The 23,395-nt window shown below is 72.9% G+C and carries 20 protein-coding genes and 1 tRNA gene; 5 read left to right on the top strand and 16 right to left on the bottom strand.

The genetic code is table 11. From position 1 onward, the window contains the following. Positions 1–549 precede the first annotated feature (549 nt). From WFH32_RS13475 to WFH32_RS13445, 7 genes are all read right to left on the bottom strand, one after another. The gene (locus WFH32_RS13475; RefSeq protein WP_191795053.1) at positions 550–1,737 is read right to left on the bottom strand and encodes a ubiquitin-like domain-containing protein; all 1,188 of its coding nucleotides are present in this window, start codon (positions 1,735–1,737) and stop codon (positions 550–552) included. 130 nt (positions 1,738–1,867) lie between these two features. Then, entirely contained in the window at positions 1,868–2,797 is a 930-nt protein-coding gene (locus WFH32_RS13470; protein WP_191795052.1) for a TatD family hydrolase, read from the bottom strand. Between the two features lie 2 nt (positions 2,798–2,799). Further along, positions 2,800–4,437, bottom strand: a complete 1,638-nt coding sequence (metG, locus tag WFH32_RS13465) for a methionine--tRNA ligase (RefSeq protein ID WP_336707846.1) — start codon at positions 4,435–4,437, stop codon at positions 2,800–2,802. Between the two features lie 96 nt (positions 4,438–4,533). After that, on the bottom strand, positions 4,534–5,631 hold the full coding sequence (locus WFH32_RS13460; protein WP_336707844.1) for a PQQ-dependent sugar dehydrogenase: 1,098 nt from the start codon (positions 5,629–5,631) through the stop codon (positions 4,534–4,536). A gap of 259 nt (positions 5,632–5,890) precedes the next feature. Continuing rightward, positions 5,891–7,087 (bottom strand): aminotransferase class I/II-fold pyridoxal phosphate-dependent enzyme, encoded by a 1,197-nt coding sequence (locus tag WFH32_RS13455; protein ID WP_225227711.1) that lies wholly within the window; start codon positions 7,085–7,087, stop codon positions 5,891–5,893. A 65-nt stretch (positions 7,088–7,152) separates the two neighbouring features. Next, positions 7,153–8,355: a DsbA family protein gene (locus tag WFH32_RS13450; RefSeq protein ID WP_336707843.1), complete on the bottom strand. Its 1,203-nt coding sequence runs from the start codon at positions 8,353–8,355 to the stop codon at positions 7,153–7,155. A gap of 205 nt (positions 8,356–8,560) precedes the next feature. Continuing rightward, positions 8,561–9,088: a hypothetical protein gene (locus WFH32_RS13445; RefSeq protein WP_191795048.1), complete on the bottom strand. Its 528-nt coding sequence runs from the start codon at positions 9,086–9,088 to the stop codon at positions 8,561–8,563. 198 nt (positions 9,089–9,286) lie between these two features. Between WFH32_RS13445 and WFH32_RS13440 the strand changes: the two genes are divergently transcribed. Continuing rightward, the gene (locus WFH32_RS13440) at positions 9,287–9,892 is read left to right on the top strand and encodes an isochorismatase family protein (RefSeq protein ID WP_336707842.1); all 606 of its coding nucleotides are present in this window, start codon (positions 9,287–9,289) and stop codon (positions 9,890–9,892) included. Positions 9,893–9,968: 76 nt separating this feature from the next. Here WFH32_RS13440 and rsmI read toward each other — a convergent pair whose 3' ends face one another. Further along, on the bottom strand, positions 9,969–11,033 hold the full coding sequence (gene rsmI / locus WFH32_RS13435) for a 16S rRNA (cytidine(1402)-2'-O)-methyltransferase (protein ID WP_336707841.1): 1,065 nt from the start codon (positions 11,031–11,033) through the stop codon (positions 9,969–9,971). 25 nt (positions 11,034–11,058) lie between these two features. Between rsmI and WFH32_RS13430 the strand changes: the two genes are divergently transcribed. Then, positions 11,059–12,747, top strand: a complete 1,689-nt coding sequence (locus tag WFH32_RS13430; protein WP_336707840.1) for a dolichyl-phosphate-mannose--protein mannosyltransferase — start codon at positions 11,059–11,061, stop codon at positions 12,745–12,747. Between the two features lie 87 nt (positions 12,748–12,834). Here the strand turns inward: WFH32_RS13430 and WFH32_RS13425 are convergent, their stop codons facing one another. The 3 genes from WFH32_RS13425 to WFH32_RS13415 form a co-directional block, all read right to left on the bottom strand. Beyond that, the gene (locus WFH32_RS13425; RefSeq protein ID WP_225227710.1) at positions 12,835–14,298 is read right to left on the bottom strand and encodes a family 20 glycosylhydrolase; all 1,464 of its coding nucleotides are present in this window, start codon (positions 14,296–14,298) and stop codon (positions 12,835–12,837) included. A 124-nt stretch (positions 14,299–14,422) separates the two neighbouring features. After that, a complete protein-coding gene (locus tag WFH32_RS13420; RefSeq protein WP_191795044.1) occupies positions 14,423–16,084 on the bottom strand; it encodes a hypothetical protein in 1,662 nt (553 codons plus the stop codon). Between the two features lie 108 nt (positions 16,085–16,192). Next, positions 16,193–17,281 carry a fatty acid desaturase family protein gene (locus tag WFH32_RS13415; protein ID WP_225227709.1) on the bottom strand — a complete coding sequence of 363 codons (1,089 nt, stop codon included), beginning with the start codon at positions 17,279–17,281 and terminating at the stop codon, positions 16,193–16,195. A gap of 270 nt (positions 17,282–17,551) precedes the next feature. On the opposite strand from WFH32_RS13415, the gene WFH32_RS13410 reads away from it, so the two are divergent. Beyond that, the gene (locus tag WFH32_RS13410) at positions 17,552–18,040 is read left to right on the top strand and encodes a DUF4190 domain-containing protein (protein ID WP_191795043.1); all 489 of its coding nucleotides are present in this window, start codon (positions 17,552–17,554) and stop codon (positions 18,038–18,040) included. Between the two features lie 178 nt (positions 18,041–18,218). Then, positions 18,219–18,521 carry a hypothetical protein gene (locus WFH32_RS13405; RefSeq protein ID WP_336707838.1) on the top strand — a complete coding sequence of 101 codons (303 nt, stop codon included), beginning with the start codon at positions 18,219–18,221 and terminating at the stop codon, positions 18,519–18,521. 67 nt (positions 18,522–18,588) lie between these two features. Here WFH32_RS13405 and WFH32_RS13400 read toward each other — a convergent pair whose 3' ends face one another. Further along, positions 18,589–19,449 (bottom strand): carbohydrate kinase family protein, encoded by an 861-nt coding sequence (locus WFH32_RS13400; protein ID WP_191795041.1) that lies wholly within the window; start codon positions 19,447–19,449, stop codon positions 18,589–18,591. A 34-nt stretch (positions 19,450–19,483) separates the two neighbouring features. Further along, positions 19,484–20,281, bottom strand: coding sequence for a carbon-nitrogen hydrolase family protein (locus WFH32_RS13395; protein WP_336707890.1), 798 nt, complete (start codon positions 20,279–20,281; stop codon positions 19,484–19,486). A 247-nt stretch (positions 20,282–20,528) separates the two neighbouring features. Here WFH32_RS13395 and WFH32_RS13390 point away from each other — a divergent pair, with 247 nt between their 5' ends. Continuing rightward, on the top strand, positions 20,529–20,750 hold the full coding sequence (locus WFH32_RS13390) for a hypothetical protein (RefSeq protein ID WP_191795040.1): 222 nt from the start codon (positions 20,529–20,531) through the stop codon (positions 20,748–20,750). Between the two features lie 254 nt (positions 20,751–21,004). Here the strand turns inward: WFH32_RS13390 and WFH32_RS13385 are convergent. The 3 genes from WFH32_RS13385 to WFH32_RS13375 all read right to left on the bottom strand — a co-directional run bounded on the left by WFH32_RS13385 (position 21,005) and on the right by WFH32_RS13375 (position 23,359). Then, a tRNA-Ala gene (locus WFH32_RS13385) sits at positions 21,005–21,080 on the bottom strand. Between the two features lie 107 nt (positions 21,081–21,187). Then, a complete protein-coding gene (locus tag WFH32_RS13380) occupies positions 21,188–22,612 on the bottom strand; it encodes a hypothetical protein (protein ID WP_336707835.1) in 1,425 nt (474 codons plus the stop codon). A gap of 81 nt (positions 22,613–22,693) precedes the next feature. Then, a complete protein-coding gene (locus tag WFH32_RS13375; RefSeq protein WP_225227705.1) occupies positions 22,694–23,359 on the bottom strand; it encodes a GNAT family N-acetyltransferase in 666 nt (221 codons plus the stop codon). Positions 23,360–23,395: the final 36 nt, after the last annotated feature.

Here is a 23,395-nt window from a genome sequence, read left to right as displayed (position 1 = left end):
AGGCCTCAGCCTCGACACCATCAGAAGTCGAAGAAACGGGGGCAGTGGCGCTGGCCGCGTGTGCGGTCCGGTTCAGGGGGTTCTTCACTCGAGTCCAGTCGTCGAGCCTCCCGGGCACGGAGTTCGGGCGGCGCGGTGCGCCACCGACGGTCCCGGCGCTCGAAGGAGCGTCGGAGCGGGTCGCCCGAGGGCGTCCCACCGCTGGTTCCGAAAGACCGATCCGGCTGTCGTTTTCCGCCGACGGCCCGATGCTCAGGACCACAGCAGGACGCGCACCCTCCGGTCCTGGGCACCCGGCGATGAGCGGGAGACGCACCCGGCGATGAGCGGGTGAACACAGGACGGGCAGCAGCGCGCGACAGTTGACCGTAACCGATCCGTTATCCGCTGCCAACCGTGCGACCCGCATCCGGGGGCGCTTCTGTCCACATTTCTCCACCTATGTCAGGGGCGTGATACGCGCTTCGCGGGTGAAACCTTCACAGGTCCCGGAGACGGGCGACACATCACCGTGGTCACGAGAGCCCCCGCACCGGCGTCCGAGAGGTGTCAGTACCAGCCCTTGGCCTGCGAGTGGCTCCATGCCCCGCACGGCGTGCCGTAGCGGCCCTCGATGTACCCCAGGCCCCAGGTGATCTGGGTCGCCGGGTTGGTCCGCCAGTCGGCGCCAGCGCTGGCCATCTTGGAACCGGGGAGAGCCTGCGGGATGCCGTAGGCACCGCTCGACCGGTTCTCCGCGGTCGCGTTCCACTTGCTCTCCTTCATCCAGAGCAGGTCGAGGCACGCGAACTGGTCGTCGCCCCACCCTCGCTGGGCGGCGAGGGACTTGGCGATCGCCTTGGAGGATCCCGGGTCGACCTTGATCGTCGACGGGTCGAGCGTGCCGACCACGACGACCTCGGTACGCGGCTCACGGGTGACCGTGCGCTCGAGAACGGTCCGCGAGACCTCGGCCCCTCCGACCGTCTGGATCTCGTAGGTCGTGACCGCCTCGCCGACCTTGCCGGAGGTCCTGACGTTGCGCTGCCCCTGGGGGAGATAGGGATCCTTGACCTCTTCCGTGGCGAAGGGCAGCGACTCCGTGACCGTCGCCGCCCCCTGCGCCGCACGGGTGACCAGGACGAGCATGCCGTCGACGGCCGCGGCGCCGAGCGGGACCGAGACCGCGTCCCCCTCCGACAGCACGATCCCCGCGTGGTCGAGGACACCCTGGACCGAGGCCTCCGCCGTGGTGGCCGAGACGACCCCGCCGTCGACCGCGACGTGGACGGTCTTGAGCGTCGAGACGCGGATCTGCTCCCGTCCGATCGACTGGGAGCGCGACGCCGAGGTCTTGGCACCCTCCGCGCGCGGGCCCAGAGCGCTGATGAGCTCGCCCACCGTGCTCGCGGTCGTCACGAAGGTCTGCGGCTCGCCGTCGACCTCCAGGGAGACCTCGCGGCTCGTCCGCACGACGATCGTGCCTCCGTCGCTCGCGGCGGCCGAGGCGGCGGGCTCGACGAGGTCGCTGTCCTTGACCGTGATCTTCTGGAACGCCAGCAGCTCGCCGACCGTGGAACCGTAGGCGCTCACGGTGCGGACCTCGCCGTCGAGGTCGATCGTCACGGACTTGTGGGCGAGCGCGAAGACCCCGGTCGCACCGACCACGGTCGCCAGGATCGCCGCCTGCGCGACGAGCCGCCGCCTGCCCGTCAGGGAGTCCCTGAGGGCGCCCGCGCGACCGACCACGTGATCCATCCGTTCTTCTCGCATCCCGGCCCGCGATGCACCGGGCATCACGGACATGCAGACCGTAATGGATACGTGACCTCCGGGGGAAGTCCGTCCGGCGCGTCGCGGCCGGCGCACCGGCCCCGACGGCCCCGGCTCACCAGGGGCCGTAGACCTGCTCGGCCGTCGTGCTCAGCCGGGCGCAGACCTCGACGAGCGGAACGCCCGTGACCTCGGCGACCTTGCGCACCGTGTGCGGCAGCAGATAGGGGGCGTTGGGACGCCCCCTGTACGGGTGCGGCGTGAGATAGGGCGCGTCGGTCTCGACGAGCACCTGGGCGAGCGGGACCGCCGCGAGGGCCGCACGCAGCTCGTCGTTCGCGCCGAACGTCACGGGGCCCGCGAACGACAGGTACCAGCCCTGTGCCGCGCACAACCGGGCCATCTCGACGTCGCCCGAGAAGCAGTGGAAGACGGTCCGTTCGGGCGCGCCGTCCGCGAGGAGCACCTCGACGACCTCGGCGTGCGCGTCCCGGTCGTGGATCTGGAGCGGGAGCCCGAGCTCCTTCGCGAGCGCGACGTGCGCCCGGAACGACTCGCGCTGGACCGCCGCGCCCTGTGATCCGGTGCGGAACAGGTCCATGCCCGTCTCGCCGATCGCGCGGATGCGGTCGTTGCCGCGCGCAAGGGCGGCGATCTCCGCGATCGCGTCGTCGAGCCCGACGGCGTGACGCGCCTCGGGCGCCGGCGTCAGGCCGTCGGGGCCCACCTCCGTGACGCCCGCGTGCAGGGTCGCCTCGTTGGGGTGGATCGCGATCGCGCCGAGGAGCGCCCGGTGCTCACGTACCAGGACGTCGGTCAACCGGGCGGAGGGCAGGTCGCAGCCGACCTGCACCATCCGGTCCACACCCGCCCGGGCCGCGTCCTCGAGGTGCTGCTCGACCGTCGGGACGGGGACCGCTCGCCCCTCCTCGTCGACGTCGGGCAGGACGCCCGCGATCGACTCGAGGTGCGTGTGGTCGTCGACCACGGGCAGCGGCAGCGCCTCGGGGGCGGGCGGCCACCCGCGCTCGCGCTTGCGCGCCACGGTCAGGCGCCCTCGACGACCGGGTCCTCGAGGCGCGGGAACAGCGACGCGCCCTTGGTGACCGTGGTGCCGGCGGGCAGCGCACCGAAGCGCGCGGCGCCGTCGACCGGCTGGACCGCGAGCGTGCCGAGCGGCGCCTCGGCGCCGAGCGACTCCCAGAGCGCCTGGGCGGCCTTCGGGGTGATCGGGTGGAGCAGGACGGCGAGCGAGCGCAGCGCCTCGGCGGCCGTGACGAGGATCGTGGCGAGGCGGCCCTCCTGGGCCGCTCCGCCGTCGGCCGTCTTCTCCTCGTCGAGCTTCGCGACCTTCCACGGCTCCTGCTCCGTGAGGTACAGGTTCGTGGCGTCGACGAGCGTCCACACCGCGTTGATGGCCTCGTGGATCGCGAGCGCGTCGATCGCCCTCTCGGCGGCCGCGACCGCCTGGGCGGCGACCTGCTCGAGCGCCTGCTCGGCCAGCCCGGCGGGGCCCGCCTGCGGGAGCACGCCCCCGTAGTACTTGCCGACCATGGCCGCGACGCGCGACGCGAGGTTGCCGAACCCGTTCGCGAGCTCCGCGTTGTAGCGGGCCGAGAGGTCCTCCCACGAGAACGACCCGTCCTGGCCGAACGCGATGGCACGCATGAAGTAGTAGCGGAACGCGTCGGACCCGAAGTGGTCGATGATCTGGCTCGGGGCGATGCCCGTGAGCTTCGACTTGCTCATCTTCTCGCCGCCGACCAGGAGCCAGCCGTGCGCGAACACCGTCCTGGGCAGGGGCAGTCCCGCGGCCATGAGCATCGCGGGCCAGATCACCGCGTGGAAGCGCAGGATGTCCTTGCCGACGAGGTGCACGCTCGCGGGCCACGTGGCCGCGAACTTGGCCTGCTGCTCGGGGTCGTCGCTGTCCAGCCCGACGGCGGTCGCGTAGTTGAGCAGCGCGTCGAACCACACGTAGAGCACGTGCGTGGTGTCCCACGGGATGGGGATGCCCCAGTCGAACGTGTTGCGCGAGATCGACAGGTCCTGCAGGCCGCCCTTGACGAACGCGAGCACCTCGTTGCGGGCGCTGGCCGGCTGGACGAACTCGGGGTGCGCCTCGTAGAGCGCGAGCAGGCGGTCCTGGTACGCGCTCATCTTGAAGAAGTAGTTCTGCTCGGAGAGCATCTCGACGGGCTTGCCGTGGATGGGGCAGAGCTTCTGACCCTCGTACTCGCCCGTGCCGTCGACCAGGTCGCCCGGGAGCTTGTACTCCTCGCAGCCCACGCAGTACGGGCCCTCGTACGAGCCCGCGTAGATCTCGCCCTTGTTGTACAGGTCCTGGATGAACGCCTGTACACGGTCGGTGTGGCGCGGCTGGGTCGTGCGGATGAAGTCGTCGTTGAGCGCGTCGAGCGTGTGCAGGACGGGCTTCCACGAGCTCTCGACCAGGCGGTCCGCCCACTCCTGGGGGGTCACGCCGTTGGCCTCGGCCGTGCGCATGACCTTCTGACCGTGCTCGTCCGTCCCCGTCAGGAACCAGACCGGCTCCTGGCGCTGGCGGTGCCAGCGGGTGACGACGTCGGCCGCGACCGTCGTGTACGCGTGCCCGATGTGCGGGGCGTCGTTCACGTAGTAGATCGGGGTCGTGAGATAGAAGGTCTCCGGGGCTGCGTCAGGCATGGTCCTCATCGTAGTTGGCTCGGCCCCGCTGCTGCGCCGCCGTCCGCGGACCACGCCGACGGTGACGTACCCGCCCGCCGACGGTGACGCGCCCGCTCAGCCCGTCCCGAAGCCGACCCGCAGCAGGTGGTCGTCGCCCGCGGACGGGCTCCCCCGCCCGTCCGTCTCGTTCGTCAGCACGAGCAGCGCCCACGGCCGGTCCGTGTCCGTGGCCCGGAAGGGGAACGGGACCACGGCACGCAGCCGCCCCCACTCCCCCGTGAGCAGCGCCTGCGGCTCGCCGAACGCCGAGGGCGAGCCTCCGCCGTCGGGCGACTGGTCCGGGGCCCACGCGAACGGGATGCGCCACAGGCGCTCACCGCGCAGCCCCGCGACGTACACGGCGTCACGCAGGACCGCGAGGCCGCTCGGACTCGCCTCCGACGTGGGCCAGGTCGCGACCGGGTCGACGAAGGCCGTCCCGTCAGGGGCGGTGGCGGCACCGAGAGTGCCCTCGCGCTCGGGCCAGCCGTAGTTGCCGCCCGGGACGATCACGTTGACCTCGTCGAGGGTGTTCTGGCCGAACTCGCTCGCGAACATCCGTCCCGTCGCGTCCCACCCCAGCCCCTGCACGTTGCGGTGCCCCAGGCTCCACACGCGCGAGCCGCCCGGGTTGCCCGGCGCCGCCTGGCCGTCGAGGGCGACTCGCAGGATCTTGCCCGCGAGCGAGTCCGGGTCCTGCGCAGCCCCCGACTCGGTCGCGTCACCCGTCGCGACGTACAGGAAGCCGTCCGGCCCGAACGCGACCTGGCCGCCGTTGTGGTTGCTCGCCTTCGGGATGCCGTCCACGACCGTCGTCAGCTCGCCGAGCACCGCCGTGCCCGGGTCGAAGGTTCCGCGCAGCACCTCGTTGCCGTCCGCGCCGGTCCGATAGACCACGACCGTGCCGTCGGTCGCGAAGGTCGGCGAGACCGCGACCCCCAGCAGCCCGCCCTCGCCTCCGTGGTCGGTGCCGGACGCCAGCTCGGCGGCCCCCGGGCCCGTGACGGAGATCGCGGTCCCGGCGCCCGGGTCCAGGATGTTCACGGTCCCCTCGTCGCGCGAGGTGCTCAGCACCCGCTCGTCGGGGAGCGCGGCGAGGCCCCAGGGTGAGGGCAGGTCGTCGATCAGGGACCTCGCCGCCGCGGTGACCGACGGGACGACGGACAACGGCACCGTGGGGGTCGGCGCCGGACTCGGCGCCGGCGCAGCGGTCCCGGACGGTTCCCCGGGTGGTGTCACCGTGGGACCGAGACCGTCAGACGCCTCATCCGAGCACGCCGCCAGGGCCAGGAGCGTGGCCGCGGCCAGCATCCGCGGCGATCGTCGCCACACCTGCATGGCCGCCTCCCAGCATCCGTCCGGCACCCGACCGGCACCCGACCGGCACCCGACCGGCACCGTCGTCGCAGCCAATCGTCGCAGGCGCGCCGCGCTACTGCAGCCGCGTCAGCCCCTTCTTGAGGTTGCGGATCGCCTGCGCGGTGCGCTGCTCGTTCTCGATAAGGGCGAACCGCACGAACCCGTCGCCCCCGGGCCCGAACCCGACCCCGGGCGAGACCGCGACGTCGCACTCCTCGATCACGTGGGTCGCGAACTCGATCGACCCCATCTCGCGGTACGGCTCGGGGATGCGAGCCCACGCGAACATGGTGCCCTTCGGCCGGTGGATGTCCCACCCGATGCGGTCGAGCCCGTCGCACAGCGTGTTGCGGCGCGACTCGTACACCGCCGAGACCTCGGTCGGGAAGTCGAGCGCCTCGTTGAGCGTCACGGTCGCCGCGATCTGGATGGGCTGGAACGTGCCGTAGTCGAGGTACGACTTGAGCTTCGCGAGCGCCCCCACGACGTCCGGGCGCCCTACGAGGAACGCCACGCGCCAGCCCGCCATCGAGTACGACTTGGTCATCGAGTAGAGCTCGACCGCGACCTCCTTGGCCCCGTCGCACTCCATGATCGACGGCGGGCGCCAGCCGTCGAACGTCATGTCGGCATAGGCGAGGTCGTGCACCAGGACCACGTCGCGCTCGCGCGCCCAGTCGACCAGGCGCTGCAGGTCCTCCTTGGTCGCGATCGTCGTGGTCGGGTTGTGCGGGAAGGACAGGACCACGACGCGGGCCTTGGGCCACCCGTACTCCCACGACTCCATCACGCGGTCGATGTACCCGGCCGCGTCCGTGCCGTCACCGATCGCGACCTGGCGGGCGTCGGCCCCCGCGAAGTACGGACCCCAGATGTGGATGGGGTAGCTGGGCGTCGGCACGATCGCGGCGTCGCCCGGCTGGAGCAGGACCCACATGAGGTGGCTGAACCCCTCCTTGGCGCCGATGGTCGAGATGATCTCGGTGTCCGGGTCGAGCGTCACGCCGAACCGGCGCTGGTACATGTCCGCCGCCGCCTGCCGCAGCTTGGGGATGCCGCGCGACGCCGAGTAGCGGTGGTTGCGCGTGTTGTGGACCGCCTCCGCGAGCTTGTCGACCGCGACCTGCGGGCTCGGCAGGTCGGGGTTGCCGAAGCCCAGGTCGATCACGTCGCGCCCGGCGCGGCGTGCCTCGAGCTTGAGCGAGTCGATGATCGTGAAGACGTAAGGGGGCAGGCCGGGGATCCGGCGGAACTCCATCTCGCGTGGCATGCATGGCAGGGTACGCCTGCCCCGCGCACGAGCGCCGTCCGGTCCGCAGGGGTCGGACGGCCGGTTCAGACGGACTCGCCCTCGACCGCCCGCGGGAGCGCCTGCGGGTCGGTCCAGTCCCCTTCCCACCGTTCGCCGTCGATCACGATGGTCGGGGTGCCGAAGCCGCGTGGGCCTTCGAGCGCAGGGTCGCCCGTCGCGGTGCCGGTCGCCGCGGCGACCCAGCCCGCGAACTGCGACGCACCCCCGTCGGCGATCTCGGCGGCGACGTCCGCGGGCACTCCTGCCGCGCGGGCGACGTCCGCGATCTGCTCGTCGCTCAGTCCTGCCGTCCCCTCCTCCGGCTGGCCCGCGAGGAGTCCCGCGTGGAAGCCCTGGAACGTGTCGGGGGCCCGGTCGGCCACGAAGGCCGCCGACGCGGCCGCGCGCGTCGAGTACTGCGAACCCTGCGAGTACCGGTCGAGGATCGCGATGGGATGGACGACCACGCGGGCGCTCCCGTCGTCCCGCAGGGCTGCGAGCCCCGCGCCGTTGATCTCCTCGAACTGCCCGCAGACGGGGCACATGTAGTCGACGTAGACCTCGATGGTCACCGGGGCCGCCGGGTCCCCCGCCCCGGCGAGGAGGCCGTGGTCGGGCGTCGCGTTCGCGGGCGCGTCCGACGTGGAGCCCTGCTCGGGTGCAGGCGAGGTGCCGGGCGAGGCGCCCTGGCCCTGCTCGGTCCCGGTCGCGGGGGCGGCGGAGGGCGTTCCGCCGGTCGTGGCCAGGAACACGACGAGCGCCACGAGGAGCACCAGGACCAGGCAGGCGAGCACGGCGAGCAGGGTCACGCGCGCCCGCCGTGGGGAGGAGGGCCGGAGCCCGTGGACCGCGGCGACCTGCGGCCCGACGGCGTAGGCCGCCCCACCCGGGTACGTCGCGGCGCGAGATGGTGCGGCCGGGTACGTCGTCCCCGGGGCCGGCGCAGCGGGGTACGTCGAGGCGGGGTACGCAAAAGGCTGCCCGACCTCCGACGGACCCGCGACGGCGCGTGGTGCGTAGGGCGAGGCGAACCGGGGCGCGTCGGCCTCCTCCCGTGCACGGGCCGCGAGCGCCGCGTCGACGGCCGGGTCGCCCCAGGCAGCGAGCCAGGAGAGCAGCTCGGGGTAGGCGCCGGGGTGCACGGCGACGTGGGGGCGCAGGTCGGGGTGCTCGGCCGCGACCTGGGCGAGCACGGTCGGTGGCGCTGCCGGGTCCTGGGCGGCGCGAAGGGCCTCGTCGTGAAGCATGTCGGTCCTCGGTGTCTCGTGGGCGGCAGGGGCGCGCGGGCGGCGGGTGCGACCGGCGGCTTCGGGCGGGGCTGGTCTCCAGACGCGGCTCGCGCCGTCAGGGTACGCGGTTCCCTTGCCCCGGGCGCCGTTGCCCACAGCGGCCGCCCGAGCGGGCTCGACCGCCCGGAGATCGCGCCGGGGTCGTCCCCGCCGTCCCCCGCTCTCAGGCCCCCGGTGCCCATCCGAGGTTGCGGGCCATCTGCTCGAGCGTCGCGATCGTCCGGTCGTACTGCTCGCGCGTGATGCCCTCGGCGAGCCGCTCACGCGTGATCGAGACGGCGTCGAGCAGGTCGTGGTAGGCGTGCTGGCCCGCGACCGTCACCTCCCAGCCCGATCCTCCCTGCGCGATCCAGCCCCTGGTCCGCAGGTCGGAGATCTCGGCGGACACCCCGGCCGCCTGGCCTGGGGAACCACCGGCACCGCCCGCGGGCGCGAACGGCGACAGGACGCTGTCGACCGTCGTGGCGTCCGAGACGCCGTCGCGGATCATGTTGAGGACCTGCCAGTGGCGGCGGGTGAGGCCGGTGCGCAGGAAGACGTCGTCGAAGCTCTGGTCGATCAGCCGGTCGACGAGCTTGAGCCAGTACCCGATGGGCCGCTCCCCCGGCGCGTGACCGGCGGAGGGAGCGGTCGCCGGCCCGGTCTCGTGCTCGGTCGGGCTCGGGCGGTCGGTCGCGCCTGTGGTGCTCATCCTCGGGCTCCTTCGCTCGGACCGTCCGACGAGGCCCGCCGGCGGATCTCGACCCAGCCTACGAACGACGGGCCCGGCGCGCGCCGCCAACGCCCGCCACCATCGCCGACGCCGATGCCCGCACCCCGGCACCCCGCCCGTGGACCTGGACCGACCCCGCGCGTTCCCCGCCCCGCCGGGCGGTGGCAGAGTGGTGCCATGACCAGCACCGACACCCCGGCCACGGGCCGTGCCCTGATCGTCGTCGACGTCCAGCCCACGTTCTGCGAGGGCGGTGAGCTCGCGGTCGAGGGCGGCAACGCGGTCGCCGAGGCCATCGCGGTCTTCGCCGCCGAGCGCCGCGCGGGCTACGACCTCGTCGTGACGACCCAGGACTGGCACGTCGACCCGGGCCACCACTTCGCGACAGCCCCCGAGGTTCCCGACTTCGTCGACACGTGGCCGCCGCACGGCCTCGCGGGCACGCCGAACGCCGAGCTGCACCCGGCCCTCGCGGACCTCGCTCCCGATGCGAGCGTCAAGAAGGGCGAGTACCAGGCGGCGTACTCGGGCTTCGAGGGGGTCGACGGCGAGGGCCGCTCCCTCGCGCAGGTCCTCCAGGAGGCGGGGGTCTCCTCGGCCGACGTCGTCGGGATCGCGGAGTCTCACTGCGTCCGGGCGACCGCGCTGGACGCGCAGGCGCTGGGGCTCGCGACCCGGGTCCTGACGGATCTCACGGTCCCGGTCTCGGCCGAGCTCGGGGAGGCTGCCCGGATCGAGCTCGCGGCGGCGGGCGTCGAGCTGGTGCGCTCGACCGAGGCGTGAGGCTCGTCAGGACGAGCGTGGCCTCGGGTCCTCGCTCGTCCTGACGGGCAGCCCCGCCCGCCGGCCGGTGAGCCCGTCAGGCCTTGCGCGCCGCGAGCGCCGCCGCGTACAGGTCGCGCTTGGGCACTCCCGCGGCGGTCGCGACCTCGGCGACGGCCTCCTTGAGGCGCTCCCCGGCGGCGACCCTGGCCAGGACCTCCGCGACGAGCTCCTCGACGGACACGGCCTCGCGCGCGGGCGCCCCGGCCACGACGACGCAGATCTCTCCCCGGAGCTGACGGTCGGCGGCCTCGGCAGCGAGCTCGCCGAGCGTGCCGCGCAGCACCTCCTCGTACGTCTTGGTCAGCTCGCGGCACACGGCCGCGGGGCGGTCGGCCCCGAAGCCCTCGGCCATCGCGGCGAGCGTGTCGTCGATGCGGTGCGGGGCCTCGAAGAAGACCATGGTCCGGGGTTCGCGCGCGAGGGCCTCGAACGTGCGGGCGCGCTCGCCGGGCTTGCGGGGCGGGAAGCCCTCGAAGCAGAAGCGGTCGGTCGGCAGGCCGGACAGCGCGAGCGCGGTCAGGACCGCGCTCGGGCCGGGGGCCGAGGTGATGGGCAGGTCACGCTCGACCGCCCGTGTCACGACCCGGTAGCCGGGGTCCGAGACGGACGGCATGCCGGCGTCGGTCACGATCACGACGGTGCCACCGCCCTCGACGACGTCGAGCAGCTCGTCGGCGCGCTCGACCTCGTTGTGCTCGTGATAGCTCACGACGCGTCCGCCGATCGACACGCCCATGCGCGCGGCGAGGGCGTGCAGGCGGCGGGTGTCCTCGGCCGCGACGACCGCGGACTCCGTCAGGAGGCGTCGCAACCGCGGGCTCGCGTCCTCGACGTTGCCGATGGGCGTCGCGGCCAGGACCAGGTGCCCGTCGTCCTTGGCGCCGCGCCCGGCGGGCAGGCCCTCGTCCGAGGTCTCGTGGTCGCTCGCCGTGGAGGTCCCGTCCTCCGGCCCGACGACGTCGATCGCCTCAGGCGCCTCGCCTCCCACCTGCTCGCCCGCCTCGGCGAGGTGCCCTGCGGCCCGGACCGGTGCGGCGCCGTCGGGCAGGGGGACGGACGACTCAGGAGTGGGCGCGGGCGCGGGGCGGGCGGTGCTCATACCCCCTAGCGTTCCACGTCCTACGATGGCCGACGTGCCCCAGCCTTCCTCGGACCCGACGCCGGCCGTCCCTGCCCCCGCGACCGACGACCCGTTCCCGACACCCCGGGCCGAGGCGGTCGAGGCGCCGGACCCGGCGCTGCCGGCCCGGGACCGCCTGCTGCTGACGCTGCTCGGCGCGCGCCGCCTCGCGCTCGGGGCGACGTCGAAGGACCGGCTGTGGGGCTGGCTGGGCCCCGGGCTCGTCGCGCTGCTCGCCGGCGTGCTGCGGCTGTGGGACCTGGGCCGCCCCAGCACCCTGGTCTTCGACGAGACGTACTACGTCAAGCAGGCGTACACGCTGCTGCGGGTCGGGTTCGAGGCGAAGTGGCCCGAGGAGCCCAATCCCGCGTTCGAGGCGGGAAACGTCGACACGTTCCTGAACCTGCCCGACTACGTGGTGCACCCTCCCCTGGGAAAGTGGATGATCGCGGGCGGCATGCAGCTCTTCGGGGGCGCCGAGAACCCGTGGTCGTGGCGCATCTCGACCGCGGTGGTCGGCGTGCTCGCCGTGTTCCTCCTGGCCCGGATCGCGCGCCGCCTGTTCGCGTCGACCGCGATGGGCGTCCTCGCGGGCGGGCTGCTGGCGATCGACGGCATGGCGATCGTGCACTCGCGCACGGGGCTGCTCGACAACTTCCTCATGTTCTGGGTGCTCGTCGCGTTCGGCTTCCTGCTGCTGGACCGGGAGCAGGCGAGGCGGCGGCTCGCCGACAAGGTGGGGGCGATCCTCGACGCGGGCCAGGAGATCGGCCGGTACGGGCCGTGGCTCGGGTGGCGGTGGTGGCGCTTCGCGGCGGCCGTCTCGCTCGGCCTCGCGTGCGGGGTCAAGTGGTCCGGCCTGTACTTCCTCGCCGTGTTCGCGCTGCTGTCGGTGCTGTGGGACGCGAGCGCGCGCCGCGCCGTCGGGATCAAGCGGTGGTGGGAGGACGCGCTCCTGCTCGACGCCGTCCCCGCCGCGCTGATCATGCTGCCCACCGCGGCGCTCACCTACCTGGCCACGTGGTTCTCCTGGTTCCGCTCGCCCAGCGCGTACATGCGGGACTGGGCCGCGGAGCACCCCGGCGAGGGCGTGCAGTGGCTCCCCGAGTCGTTGCGGTCGCTGTGGGCGTACCACCAGAAGATGATGGACTTCCACACCGGGCTCAGCGCCGAGCACGCGTACGCCTCCAAGCCCGTCGGCTGGCTCGTCCAGTGGCGCCCGACGTCGTTCTACTACCGCGACGGGTCCGACGGCGTGACGGGCTGCGGCTACGACGAGTGCGCGCGCGTCGTCACGTCGCTCGGCAACCCGGTCCTGTGGTGGTCGGCGGCCCTCGCGGTCGTCGCGACCGTGGTGCTCCTGGTGTGGCGCAAGGACTGGCGGGCCACGGCCGTCCTCAGCGGTCTCGTCGCCGGCTGGCTCCCCTGGTTCGCGTACCCGGACCGCACGATCTTCACGTTCTACGCGATCGTGTTCACCCCGTGGGTGGTCCTCGCGCTCGTCTACGTCGTGACGGTCCTGCTGGAGCGGACCGAACGGCTCCCCTCGGCCAGGGGCTGGGTGATCTGGGGAGTGACGGCGCTCATGACCGTGATCGTGGTGATGAGCATCTTCTTCTACCCGATCTGGACGGCCATGAACGTCCCCGAGTGGTTCTGGCGCCTGCACATGTGGCTGCCGAGCTGGATCTAGCCGCCCGCCCCGACGCGGTGCCGAGCATAGGGTCGTCGTCCGGGATCTCGCGGTCCCGACGCCGACCGCATGCTCGGCACCGCTCGGCTACGACCAGTCGACCTGCGGCGTCTCGTGGAACGGCAGGCCCTCGCGGCGCCACGTCGCGGCCTCGCTCACGACGCGGCGACGGTAGTCCTCCCAGTCCTTGCGCTCGGGGGCGGTCCAGGCGACCTCCGCTGCGGCGGACAGCCGCGGCAGCAGCATGCCGAACAGCTCCTCCTGGGTCGACAGGGTCTCGGTCCAGATCGCGGCCTCGACGCCCTCGACCTGATCGGCGGGCAGCCCGGGGATGATCTCGGCCGGGTCCCAGTCGTACGCCGTACGCAGCTCGATGAGCCCGGCCCAGTCCTGCCCCAGGGGGTACTCGGCGGTGTACTTCATGTCGAGGTACGCGTGGTTGCCGGGCGACATGATGAAGCGTGAACCGCGCTCCGCCGCGGCCAGGAAGGGCGCGACGTCGGTGCGCGTGTCCCAGTACTGGACCAGTGTCTCGGGCCTGGTGTCGGCCTGCGCGGCCTCCTGCCAGGCGATGACCTTCTTGCCCGTGCCGAGCACGATCTCCTCGAGCAGCGCGATGAACTTCGCGTACTCCTCGGCCCCGAGCGTCAGCGCCTCGTCACCGCCGACGTGGAGGTAGTCGCCGTCCGTGATCGCGGCGATGTCGGCGAGGACGTCGCGCAGGAAGGGCTCGGTCGCGGGCAGGTCGTAGGTGAGCTGCGAGAACCCGACCTCGATGCCCTCGTACTTGGCGGTGCGCTGCCCGTCGGCGCGCAGCTCGCCGTAGACCGCGGTCGCGGCGTTGGTGTGCCCGGGCAGGTCGATCTCGGGGACGACGGTCACGAAGCGGTCTGCGGCGTAGTCCTGCAGGCGGCGGAAGTCCGCGAGGCTCAGGTGTCCCCCGGCCTTGCCGCTCGTCGAGGTGTCGGACGAGAGCTTCGCGAGCTCAGGTCGCGACGGGGTCTCGATGCGCCAGCCCTGGTCGTCCGTGAGGTGCAGGTGCAGGACGTTGAGCTTGTACGACGCGAGGACGTCGATCACGAGCTCGAGCTGCTCGAGCGGGAAGAAGTTGCGGGCGACGTCGAACGAGAGGCCGCGCCACGCGTAGCGCGGGGCGTCGCGCACGACGACGGCGCTCACCTCCGCGCCCTGCTCGCCCTCGGTCACGAGCTGGCGGAGGGTCTGCACGGCGTCGAACAGCCCGACGGGCTGGACGGCGGTCAGCACGGCCCCCGACCCGGACACCTCGAGTGTGTGGCGCTCGGGACTCGTCGACCCCGCGGGGCCCGCGTCCTCGGCGAGACGCAGCTCGACCGTGGGGGCGCCGTCGGGCCGGGAGCCCGCGACCGTGACCCGCGTGCCTGCCGCACGCGTCAGGAGCTCGGCGGCGTACGCGGCGACGTGCTGCTCGACGGCGGAGGGACCGGCGACGACGACGGCCCCTTCGAGCGGGAGCGCTTCGCCTCCTGCCGGGGAGTCGACCTGCAGGGGCTGGGGAATGATGGCGACCATCGGAGACCTCGTCGTCGTGGTTGTCTCGACCCGACCCTGTCGAATCGATTCGTCTGTACTGGCCGACATACCGTAACCGGCCCGGCCGACGGGAACAAGAACGCGACCGGACTGCGCGCCCGACCTACTCGACGACGACGACGAGAGGCGCCGGTGCGACCGGCTCCGTGGTCGCGGCCCGCTCGGGCGTCACCTCGCCCGCGAGGTCCGTACGTCCCCAGCGCAGGGCCGCGGGCGCACCCGCCGTGAGCGCGTCCCAGGCCTTGCTCCGTGCGGAGTACGAGCCTGCGACGTCGGAGTGCACCACGACGACGACCGAGTCGTCGGTCGTGGCGAGAGCACCGAGGTTCGTCACCGACCTCGGCGTCGAGGCGTGCACGACGAGCAACTTCTGCGGGAGCGTCTTCGCCTCCACGAAGCCCGCCAGGTACGAGACGACCTCGTTGATCTCCTCCGCGGGAACCTCCCCGTCCTTCTTCACCGCGCCGCCCGCACGGCGAGCATCGAGGTCGAGCGAGACACCCACCCCGGGCAGCGCGAGCAGGTCCGCGTACCGCTCGACCTGGTCGACGAACGACGCCCGGCCGGGCTGGATCTCGAGCAGCACCTGCTGCCCCGCGTCGAGCGCGGCCTGCACGGCGGGCCTGACGGCCTCCACCGCGAGCTCGGTCGAGTAGTTCCCGTCCTTGCCCGCGGCTCCCGAGGCCTCGGTCACGACGAGCTCCACGGTCGGGACCGTCACCGTCTCGTCGCCCGCGACTGTCGCGACCTCGACGTACGGCTCGGCGCGAGACGCGGCCTTCTCGACCATCTCGGCGACCTTGGCCGGGGTCGACGGGACGGTGGTCGAAGGCAGCACCACGAACCGCTTGCCCTCGGACACGAGCTGCCCGCCCCCGACGAGCTCCACCCCCGTCTCCGCCGCCCGCACACGCGCCGTGAGGTCGTCGACCGTGCCGAAGGACTCGCCGATGCCGACGACGGCCAGCGCCTTGGCCTTGGCCATGGCCTGGACCGATGCGCTGGTCGCCCGCGGGTCGCCCCCGGCCACCGCGAGCGGGACCACTCCGGCGGCCTGCGCCGTCGCGAGCGCGGCCGTCTGACCGGGCGCCTCGTCGACCAGCGCCAGGACCTCCGTGAGAAGTCGGGGCGACGCGGTCTCGGGAAGCTGGTCACGCACCTCGGCCAGGTCGTTCTCGTCGATCTCGGACCCGCCGTCCGCGGTCGCGACGAGTGCGCCCGCGTCCAGCGTGACGGCGTCGAGAGCGGGGTCGATCGCCTCGACGGACTTCCTCGCCTCCTGCTCCAGGTCCTCGCTCGACAGCACCGGCACGGCAGCAGCCCCGGCGGTGACGACCCCGGCCGCGTCGACGTTCGGCGCCCGGTCAGGCGTCACGACCACGGCGGTGACCGCTCCTAGACGCTCGACCTCCTTGGCGAGCCCGCTGTCGGCGATCGCCCCGCCCGTGAGCAGGACCGGCGCGTGGAGATCGAGCGCGGCCGCCGCGGCGGCACCCTGTGCGGTCTCGTCGTCCGCGTCGGCCAGGACCACCACGGGAGCCCGCTCGAAGAACGACTGGCTCGCCGTGAGCGCGAGCTCCGCGGGATCGGTCGAGGTCAGGACGAGCACGGGGGCGATCTTGTCCACCGCCGCGGCACGCAGGTCCTGGGTCGGGTTCTCGGACCCCTCGCCCGACACGTCGCCGCCGCCGCACGCGGCCAGCAGGGACGTCGTCAGCGCGAGCGACGTGGCGACCAGGACAAATCGGACCTTCCGTGAATTCACGTCTCTATCATCCCCTACTGCGTGTGTCGCGCCGAGTCGTCGGCGCGTCGCCGTGGGGCTCCGTCGCCCGATGCCGTCGCTTGCCGTCGGAGTCGACCGCCCGCAGGCTCAGCGTACCGAACGGTACTGCGCCGTGAGGGGGCACTGGAACGGGTCGCGCGCCGCGAGGCCGACCCTGTTCAGGTACCGGACGACGATCCGGTACGAGTCCACGAGGGTCGTCTCGGTGTAGAGGATGCCCCGCTCGGCGCAGAACTCCTTGACGATGGGTCGGACCTTGCGCAGCGAAGGACGCGGCATGCTCGGGAAGAGGTGGTGCTCGATCTGGAAGTTCAGGCCGCCCATCGCGACGTCCACCCAGCGGCCACCCGTGATGTTGCGGGACATGAGCACCTGACGGCGCAGGAAGTCGATCTTGACGTCCGGGGCGACGGTCGGCATGCCCTTGTGGTTCGGAGCGAACGACGCCCCCATGAGCACCCCGAACAGGCCGAGCTGGACGCCGAGGAAGGCGAAGCCCATCCCCACGGGCAGGACCAGGAAGACGGCTGCGAGGTAGCCGCCGAGACGGAGAACGACGAACACGATCTCCACGGTGCGGCGCTTGACCGGCCCCCGGCCGAAGATGGTCTTGATGCCCGAGACGTGCAGGTTGAGGCCCTCGAGGAGCAGCAGGGGGAAGAAGAGGTATCCCTGTCGCGCGGCGAACCACGCACGCAGCCCGCTCTTGGTCTCGGTGAGGGTCTCGGTCTCCCAGACCAGCACGCCGTTGATCATGTCCGGGTCGCCGCCGCGGGTGTTGGGCTTGGCGTGGTGGCGCGAGTGCTTGTGCTGCCACCAGCCGTAGGACAGCCCGCCCAGGAGGTTGGCGACGACCAGGCTCGCCCAGTCGTTCCAACCGCCCGACCGGAAGATCTGGCGGTGCGCGGCGTCGTGCCCCAGGAACGCCGTCTGCGTCAGGAGCACCGCGAGCAGCGCGGCGATGCCCATCTGCCACCAGGACTCGCCGATGAGGACGAACGCGACCCCGGTCGCCGCGAGCAGGGCGAGCAGGACGGAGAACTTGGTCCAGTAGTACCCGTAGCGACGGCGCATGAGGCCGAGCTCCTGGACGGTCCGGGTGAGAGCGGTGAACTCGCTGACCTGGCGTTCACGCGGAGACTGTGCGCGGCCAGGAGCGGTGGCGTCGAGCGTCAAGGGATGGCCTCTCGTGGTCACAGACGCGACGCCCGGGGGCAGCACATCCGACGGGTGGTTTCGTCGCGAACGTGACCGACAGTACCCGCACAACCTACGCAAGCGTAGGTTTGTCCACGACGAGATCGTCGACGCCACGAGACCTTCACAACCGGCCCGCACGGTGCGAGACCGACGACGTCGCTCCCGACACGTCACGGGCGAGCGTTGTCCGGGGTCACCAGGCACGCCATACTTGGGCCCGATCCCAGCCCGTCCACAAGGAGCGACATGTCCAACTCTGACCAGAACCCGTCCAGCACGCCCGACCCCTACGGCGCGCCCCAGGACCCGGCTGCCGGCCAGGCACCCCAGGCGCCGCAGTACGGCGTCCCGGCCCCCGGCGCACCCCAGGCGCCCCAGTACGGCGCACCGCAGGCGCCCGCCCCCCAGGGGTACGGCGCCGCGGCCCCCGCGACCGACCCCGGCAAGACGCTCGGCATCGTGGGCCTCGTCCTGTCGATCCTCGGCTGCACGTCGCTCATCGGTCTGATCCTCAGCATCGTCGCGCTGAGCAAGTCCAAGAAGGCCGGCTACAAGAACGGCATCGCGCTCGCCGGCATCATCGTGGGCGCTGTGCTGCTGGTCGCCTCGATCATCGGTGGGATCATCTTCCTCACCGCAGGCGGGGCCCTCGTCAACGACCTGCTCGAGACCTGCCAGAACGTCCCCTCGGGCGAGACCGTCGTGTGGCAGGGCGAGACCGTCACCTGCCCGTGACGCCTTGGCTGCGCACCGACCCGTGGGCCCCGACCGTACGCCGGTCGGGGCCCACGGGCGTTCTCCCGACTCGTCGGGCGGGCTCGGCAGGCGGACCCGGACGATCGTGACCCGACGGTCCGGGATACTGGAGCGGGCCACCGTGCCGTCCCTGTTCGCTCCGACCCCGAGGACCCCCGTGACCCACCCCGAGCCCGTCGTCCACAACCCCGGCAAGACCCTCGGCATCGTCGGGCTCGTGCTGTCGATCCCCCTGTCGCTCGTCGGTCTGGTCCTCGGGATCGTCGGGCTCGTGAAGTCACGGCGGGCCCGGCTCAACAACTGGTGGGCCGTGGCCGCGATCGTGGTCTCGTTCCTCGTGATCGTGGCGATCGTGATCTGGGCCGCGACCCTGGTCTGGCTCATGGGCGAGTGCGCAGAGCTCGGCCCGGGGATCCACGACGTGAACGGCCGCCCGATCGAGTGCGTCACCGGATCCTGACCTTCCACTGGCGGGCAGCGGCCCGCCGCGTCACGTGCACCCGGCGAACGACGCCAGGCCGCGTCGCTCAGCCGAGCGGCGCCAGGTCCGGGCTCTGCACGCACAGCGCGCCGCGCCGGGCACCCTCGCCCAGCGCCTCGGCGACCCCCACCCCTCGCAGGTGGGCGTCGAGGTAGCCCGCGAAGAACGCGTCGCCCGCACCGTTGGTGTCCACGACCCGCTCGACGGCGACAGCAGGCACCTCGACCCACCCGCCGTCGGCGGTGAGGGCGCTCGCCCCCCGCGCACCGTGCGTGCACACCACGAGCCGGGCGCCGGCCGCCACGCGGGCCTCCATGAAGGCCCGGTACCCCGGAAGACGGTCAGAGCTGAGGAACAGGAACGAGGCCGACTCGACGAACTCGCGGTGGAACTCGGCCGCGCCGTCGTAGTCGTGCACGTCGCACCACACGTCCTTGCCCAGACGGCGTGCCTCGCGCAGCAGCGGCAGGGCGGGCAGCGCGAGGTCGATCACGACGGCCGGAGCAGCGGTCAGCGCTGCGACGGCAGCGTCCCACGTCCGCCCAGGGGCCACGTCGCCGGGAGCCTGGAGATAGATCGACAACCGCTCCCCCGTGCCGCCCATCAGGTTGAGGTGGCGCTCCGTCCTACCGTCCGGCGACGGTTCCACGAGGAGCGCGACCCCCGCCTGCCGCAGGACGTCCTCGACGCGGGGAGCGACGTCGTCGGACCCCAGGACCGTGCGCAGCACGACCCCGCGGCCCAGGGCGCGCAGGTTGAGGGCCTTGCCCGCCGACGTCCCGCCGACCGTGGCTCGGTGGCGCTCCGCGAACAGCGTCTGCGAACGCGGCTCGGGCAGGGCGTCGAGGTAGACGAGCTCGTTCCACGAGGCGGGACCGGCGACGAAGACGGGCGCGGAGGTGTCCATGGACGCCGACGCTACCCGGGCACGGGGGCGCGGGTCAGCCGGGCGAGAACGTCTCGCGGGCCCGGTCGCCGAGCGCCGGACGACGGTCCGTCCACATGCGCTGTGCATCGCGGGCCGCCGCGAGCACCGCAGGGTCGACGTCGGCGATCGCCAGCCCTTCACGGGACTCGACGTGCGCGACGCGGCGCCCGACCGGGTCGAAGACCGCCGACCCGCCGATGAAGTCGCTCGGGGCCCCGACGAGACCGGCGAAGACGACGTACATCCCGTTGTCGAGGGCCCTGGCGGCGTAGTGCAGGTCCCGCCGGTGGGCGCCGCCGGGGAAGTACGCGCCGCTGTTGACGTAGACGCTCGCCCCGTCGGCCGCGGCCGCGGCCGCGTGCTCGGGAAAGTTCGCGTCGTAGCAGACGGACAGGGCGACCTCGACGCCGTCGACGGCCAGGCTCGCGCCGCCAGGCCCCGCGGAGAAGGTGCCACGCTCGCTCGCGTGCAGGTGCTGCTTGTCGTAGGCGACCCATGGAGCGCGCCCCGGGGCGAGCACCAGGTTCGTCAGTGCGCGACGGTCCCCGTGGTCGAGCGCCGTGTTCAGCACGACGACGGCTCCCGTCGCGTCGACCGTGCGCTGCAGCGGCGACGTCCAGGACAGGTCGTCGGCCCGCGGCAACGGTCGGGCGAAGACGGCGTCGTCGTAGCCCGTCACGAACGCCTCGGGGAGGACGACGAGGCGCGCACCCGCCGCGGCCGCCTCGGCCGTGAGACGTGCGGCCTTCTCGACGTTGGCGACCGTGTCGCCCGGGATCGCCTCCGCCTGGACGGCGGCCACTCTCAGCATCACGGGGTGATGCCAGCGGCTTCGACGCGGGCCGCCAGGGTCCCCGGCCTCAGCCGTGCCGAGACCCCGGCCCGACCGGTGCGTCGGGTGTGGGCCGACCACGTTTCCTTACCGCGGGGTGCGGCAGCGCCGGCGGGCCCGTCAACGTGGGAGCGCTCCTCACGGCACAGGGCTCCCGGGCGTGGTAGACATCGAGAACGTGCAGGATGGCGGTGGACCTCAGGGGGCGAGGTATGTTCGCATCTGCGTGGCGCGCGAGAAGAAGGCGACCGGTGCCGCCGTGGTCGTGACGTTCATCGGGCTCGTCCTGGCTCTGCTCGGGCTCGTGCTGCTCGCGCGGGTCGCGACCGGCGTCCGCCGGCGCAGGAACGAGCCGAGCACCGGCGCCCACGGAACCGGCATGGCCCTGGGCGGTGGCCTCGTCTTCTGGGGCGCACTGCTCGTCGTCATCGACACGTGGAACAGCTAGCCCCGTCGCGAGCCTCACCGATCGCCATACCGGGACGCTGGGTCGCTGCGTCCGCACCGTCGAGGGTGCGCCTGCACCGCGCCTGGTTGCCGGACGCGAACCGTCAGGTGTGCTCGGGCGCGCGAAGCCCCCGCCGGACGGCCCGAGGGGTGGCGCGTCCTCTGGGTCCGGAGCGCACCCGCCACGTGGCCCCTTGCCGGACAGGGTGACGGAACGACGAAGGCCCGGAACCTGACGGTTCCGGGCCTTGTGCCTGGTGGAGCTAGGGGGATTCGAACCCCCGACCTTCTCATTGCGAACGAGACGCGCTACCAACTGCGCCATAGCCCCAGAGCGATGCCTACATTAGCACCCGTCCCCCGGCCCCGGAAAATCCGCGCCCTGTCGGCCCTGACCGCGCGCCGACCGGCGCGGACCCTGGCCTAGGCCGGAGCCTGTCACCCGCCCGAGACGCGCCTGCGGGCCAGGATCTCGTTGAGGTCCAGGCCCAGCGTCTCGGTCTTGGGCTTCTTGTCGTCGCCCGCCGCAGGGACCGCAGGACGGCTCGACACCGGCACAGCCGGCACACCCGGCACCACCGGCGCCGCGTTCACCCCCACGACCGTCGCCTCGGGGGCGGGCCGCGGCGCGGCGGCCGGTGCGACGGGGACGGCCACCTGGACCGGCGCGACGCCGGTCTCGGAGGCCGTGGGCTTCATGGTGTACGTCGGGCGTGGCACCGGGACCGGCTCCCAGGCGTCGCCGGCCTCGCCCTCGGTCGACAATGCCGTCCGCTCGGGGCGAGGCGCCTCGTCGCGCGCCTCGGCAGTCGCGACCTCGCCGACCTCCGCCTCGATCACGACGACGCCCGGCTCGTCACGGTCCCGGTCGTCGAACAGCTCGCCACCGCTCGCACCCGTGCGGGGTCGGACTAGGTCGGGCTCCGGTTCGACACGTGCGGTCGATCCGGTCGCGGGACGCCGGTCGCGGCTGCGCGCAGCGCCTCGTTCGAGGTCGGCGGGCGTGACGCGCGGGATCATCTGGGTGCTCGTCTGCGAGGGGCGCACGGCGTGCCCCGTGACGCGCGAAGGGTGGACGTTGCGCGGCGCGACCGGGCTGCCCTGCACGGGCCCTCGCGAGGCGCGTGCGGCCTCCCGCGCGGCCGCACGACGGTCCGCGAGCCACACGGTGTCGGCGCGGCGTGCGGCGAGCACCGCCTGACGTCCCAGGACGAGGACCAGGACGAGCGCCGCCGTCGGGCCTGCGGCCGCGTACCAGGACACGAGCCCGAAGCCGACCGCGACCCACGCACCCGCGGTCGCGAGCAGCAGCAGGATCGTCAGCACGAGTCGCCGGCGCGCGGCCTTGGCGCGACGCTCGAGCAGGGCGATGCGTGACGGCGAGGGCGCCCGGCGTGCCGGGAACGGGTCGTCGAACCCGCCCTCGGCGCGGCGCCCGGGCGGGATGGACGGGCGAGGGTCTCCCGTGCGGACGTCGTTCTCCATGGTCTGCGGCCCCTCCTTCGACGACGGCCGGTGGCCGGTGCCACCGGCCGTGACCTGCTGGACTTCTCTCGGTGCGGCCGGGCCGGGGTCGCCGACGTCGGAGACCCGCAGCAGGAGCCCGACGTCGGGCTCCGTGGCCACGGCGGGCCCCAGCAGCAGCGAGCGCCCCTCGGCGCCGCCCAGGTGCCCGCGGGGCGCACGACGCTCACGCCTGCCTGACGCGACCCCCAGGACCCGCAGCGAGCCGGAGAACCGGTCCTCGACGCGCGAGTCCAGGAACTGCTGACGCTGCTTGACGCGGTGCGGCACGTAGTAGGCGAACCAGATCACGAACAGGGCAAGGACTGCCACGCCTGCCGAGCCCGTCGTCGATTCCACATGCCGACCGTAGGCGAGCCGCCAGGTGGGCTCCCGGACGCCGCACGGCGTGTCGGTCCTTTTCCCTGACGGGACCATGCACTATGGGGCGTCGCGGCGCCGCTCCTGCCAGCGGGTCAGGAGCCCGTCCGGGACCTCCTCGGTCGTGATCGCGAACGTGCGGTGGTCGCACCACTGGCCCTGGATGTGGAGGTAGCGCTCGCGCACGCCCTCGTCCCGCAGGCCCAGCTTCTCGACGACGCGCAGGCTCGGACCGTTCTCCGGGCGGATGTTGACCTCGATGCGGTGCAGCCCCAGGACCTGGAAGCAGTAGTCGACCGACATGGCGACCGCGGTGGGGATCACACCCCGGCCGGCGACGTGCTCCCCGACCCAGTACCCGATGCTTGCCGAGCACAACGACCCGTACGTGATGCCCGACACCGTGAGCTGCCCGACGAGCTCGCCGTCCAGCTCGACCGCGAACGGCAGGGTCGTGCCCGCCCGCGCCTGGGCCGACAGGATCCGCACGTACTCGCCGAAGGTCGGCGGGCCACCGCCCGTGCCGGGCCGGGGCGACGTCGCCTCCCAGCGTTCGAGCCACGAGGCGTTGCGGGCACGGAGCGTCATCCACGCGTGCCCGTCCTTGCGGCGCAACGGTCGCAGCACCACGCTGCCGTCCGTCGCGTCCTCGCGGAGCGTGACCGGCCACGGCTTCGACACGCTCCACGTCCGTGCGAGCTTGTTCGTCATAGTTCCCGTGCCCATCGATCGTCCGTCCCCGGCAGCAGAGCCCGAGACGTC

Origin of the sequence: Oerskovia sp. USHLN155 (assembly GCF_037145535.1) — a bacterium.
Lineage (GTDB): Bacteria > Actinomycetota > Actinomycetes > Actinomycetales > Cellulomonadaceae > Oerskovia > Oerskovia rustica.
The sequence above is the reverse complement of the archived record's forward strand: the minus strand, read 5'-3'. Positions and strand labels throughout refer to the sequence as shown.

Bases quoted from the DNA above. Each gene is read 5' to 3' on its own strand.
- WFH32_RS13475 (WP_191795053.1), bottom strand. From the start codon at position 1,737: ATGGATCACGTGGTCGGTCGCGCGGGCGCCCTCAGGGACTCCCTGACG.
- metG (WP_336707846.1), bottom strand. From the start codon at position 4,437: ATGCCTGACGCAGCCCCGGAGACCTTCTATCTCACGACCCCGATCTAC.
- WFH32_RS13455 (WP_225227711.1), bottom strand. From the start codon at position 7,087: ATGCCACGCGAGATGGAGTTCCGCCGGATCCCCGGCCTGCCCCCTTAC.
- WFH32_RS13450 (WP_336707843.1), bottom strand. From the start codon at position 8,355: ATGCTTCACGACGAGGCCCTTCGCGCCGCCCAGGACCCGGCAGCGCCA.
- WFH32_RS13445 (WP_191795048.1), bottom strand. From the start codon at position 9,088: ATGAGCACCACAGGCGCGACCGACCGCCCGAGCCCGACCGAGCACGAG.
- WFH32_RS13440 (WP_336707842.1), top strand. From the start codon at position 9,287: ATGACCAGCACCGACACCCCGGCCACGGGCCGTGCCCTGATCGTCGTC.
- rsmI (WP_336707841.1), bottom strand. From the start codon at position 11,033: ATGAGCACCGCCCGCCCCGCGCCCGCGCCCACTCCTGAGTCGTCCGTC.
- WFH32_RS13430 (WP_336707840.1), top strand. From the start codon at position 11,059: ATGGCCGACGTGCCCCAGCCTTCCTCGGACCCGACGCCGGCCGTCCCT.
- WFH32_RS13425 (WP_225227710.1), bottom strand. From the start codon at position 14,298: ATGGTCGCCATCATTCCCCAGCCCCTGCAGGTCGACTCCCCGGCAGGA.
- WFH32_RS13410 (WP_191795043.1), top strand. From the start codon at position 17,552: ATGTCCAACTCTGACCAGAACCCGTCCAGCACGCCCGACCCCTACGGC.
- WFH32_RS13400 (WP_191795041.1), bottom strand. From the start codon at position 19,449: ATGGACACCTCCGCGCCCGTCTTCGTCGCCGGTCCCGCCTCGTGGAAC.
- WFH32_RS13395 (WP_336707890.1), bottom strand. From the start codon at position 20,281: ATGCTGAGAGTGGCCGCCGTCCAGGCGGAGGCGATCCCGGGCGACACG.
- WFH32_RS13375 (WP_225227705.1), bottom strand. From the start codon at position 23,359: ATGGGCACGGGAACTATGACGAACAAGCTCGCACGGACGTGGAGCGTG.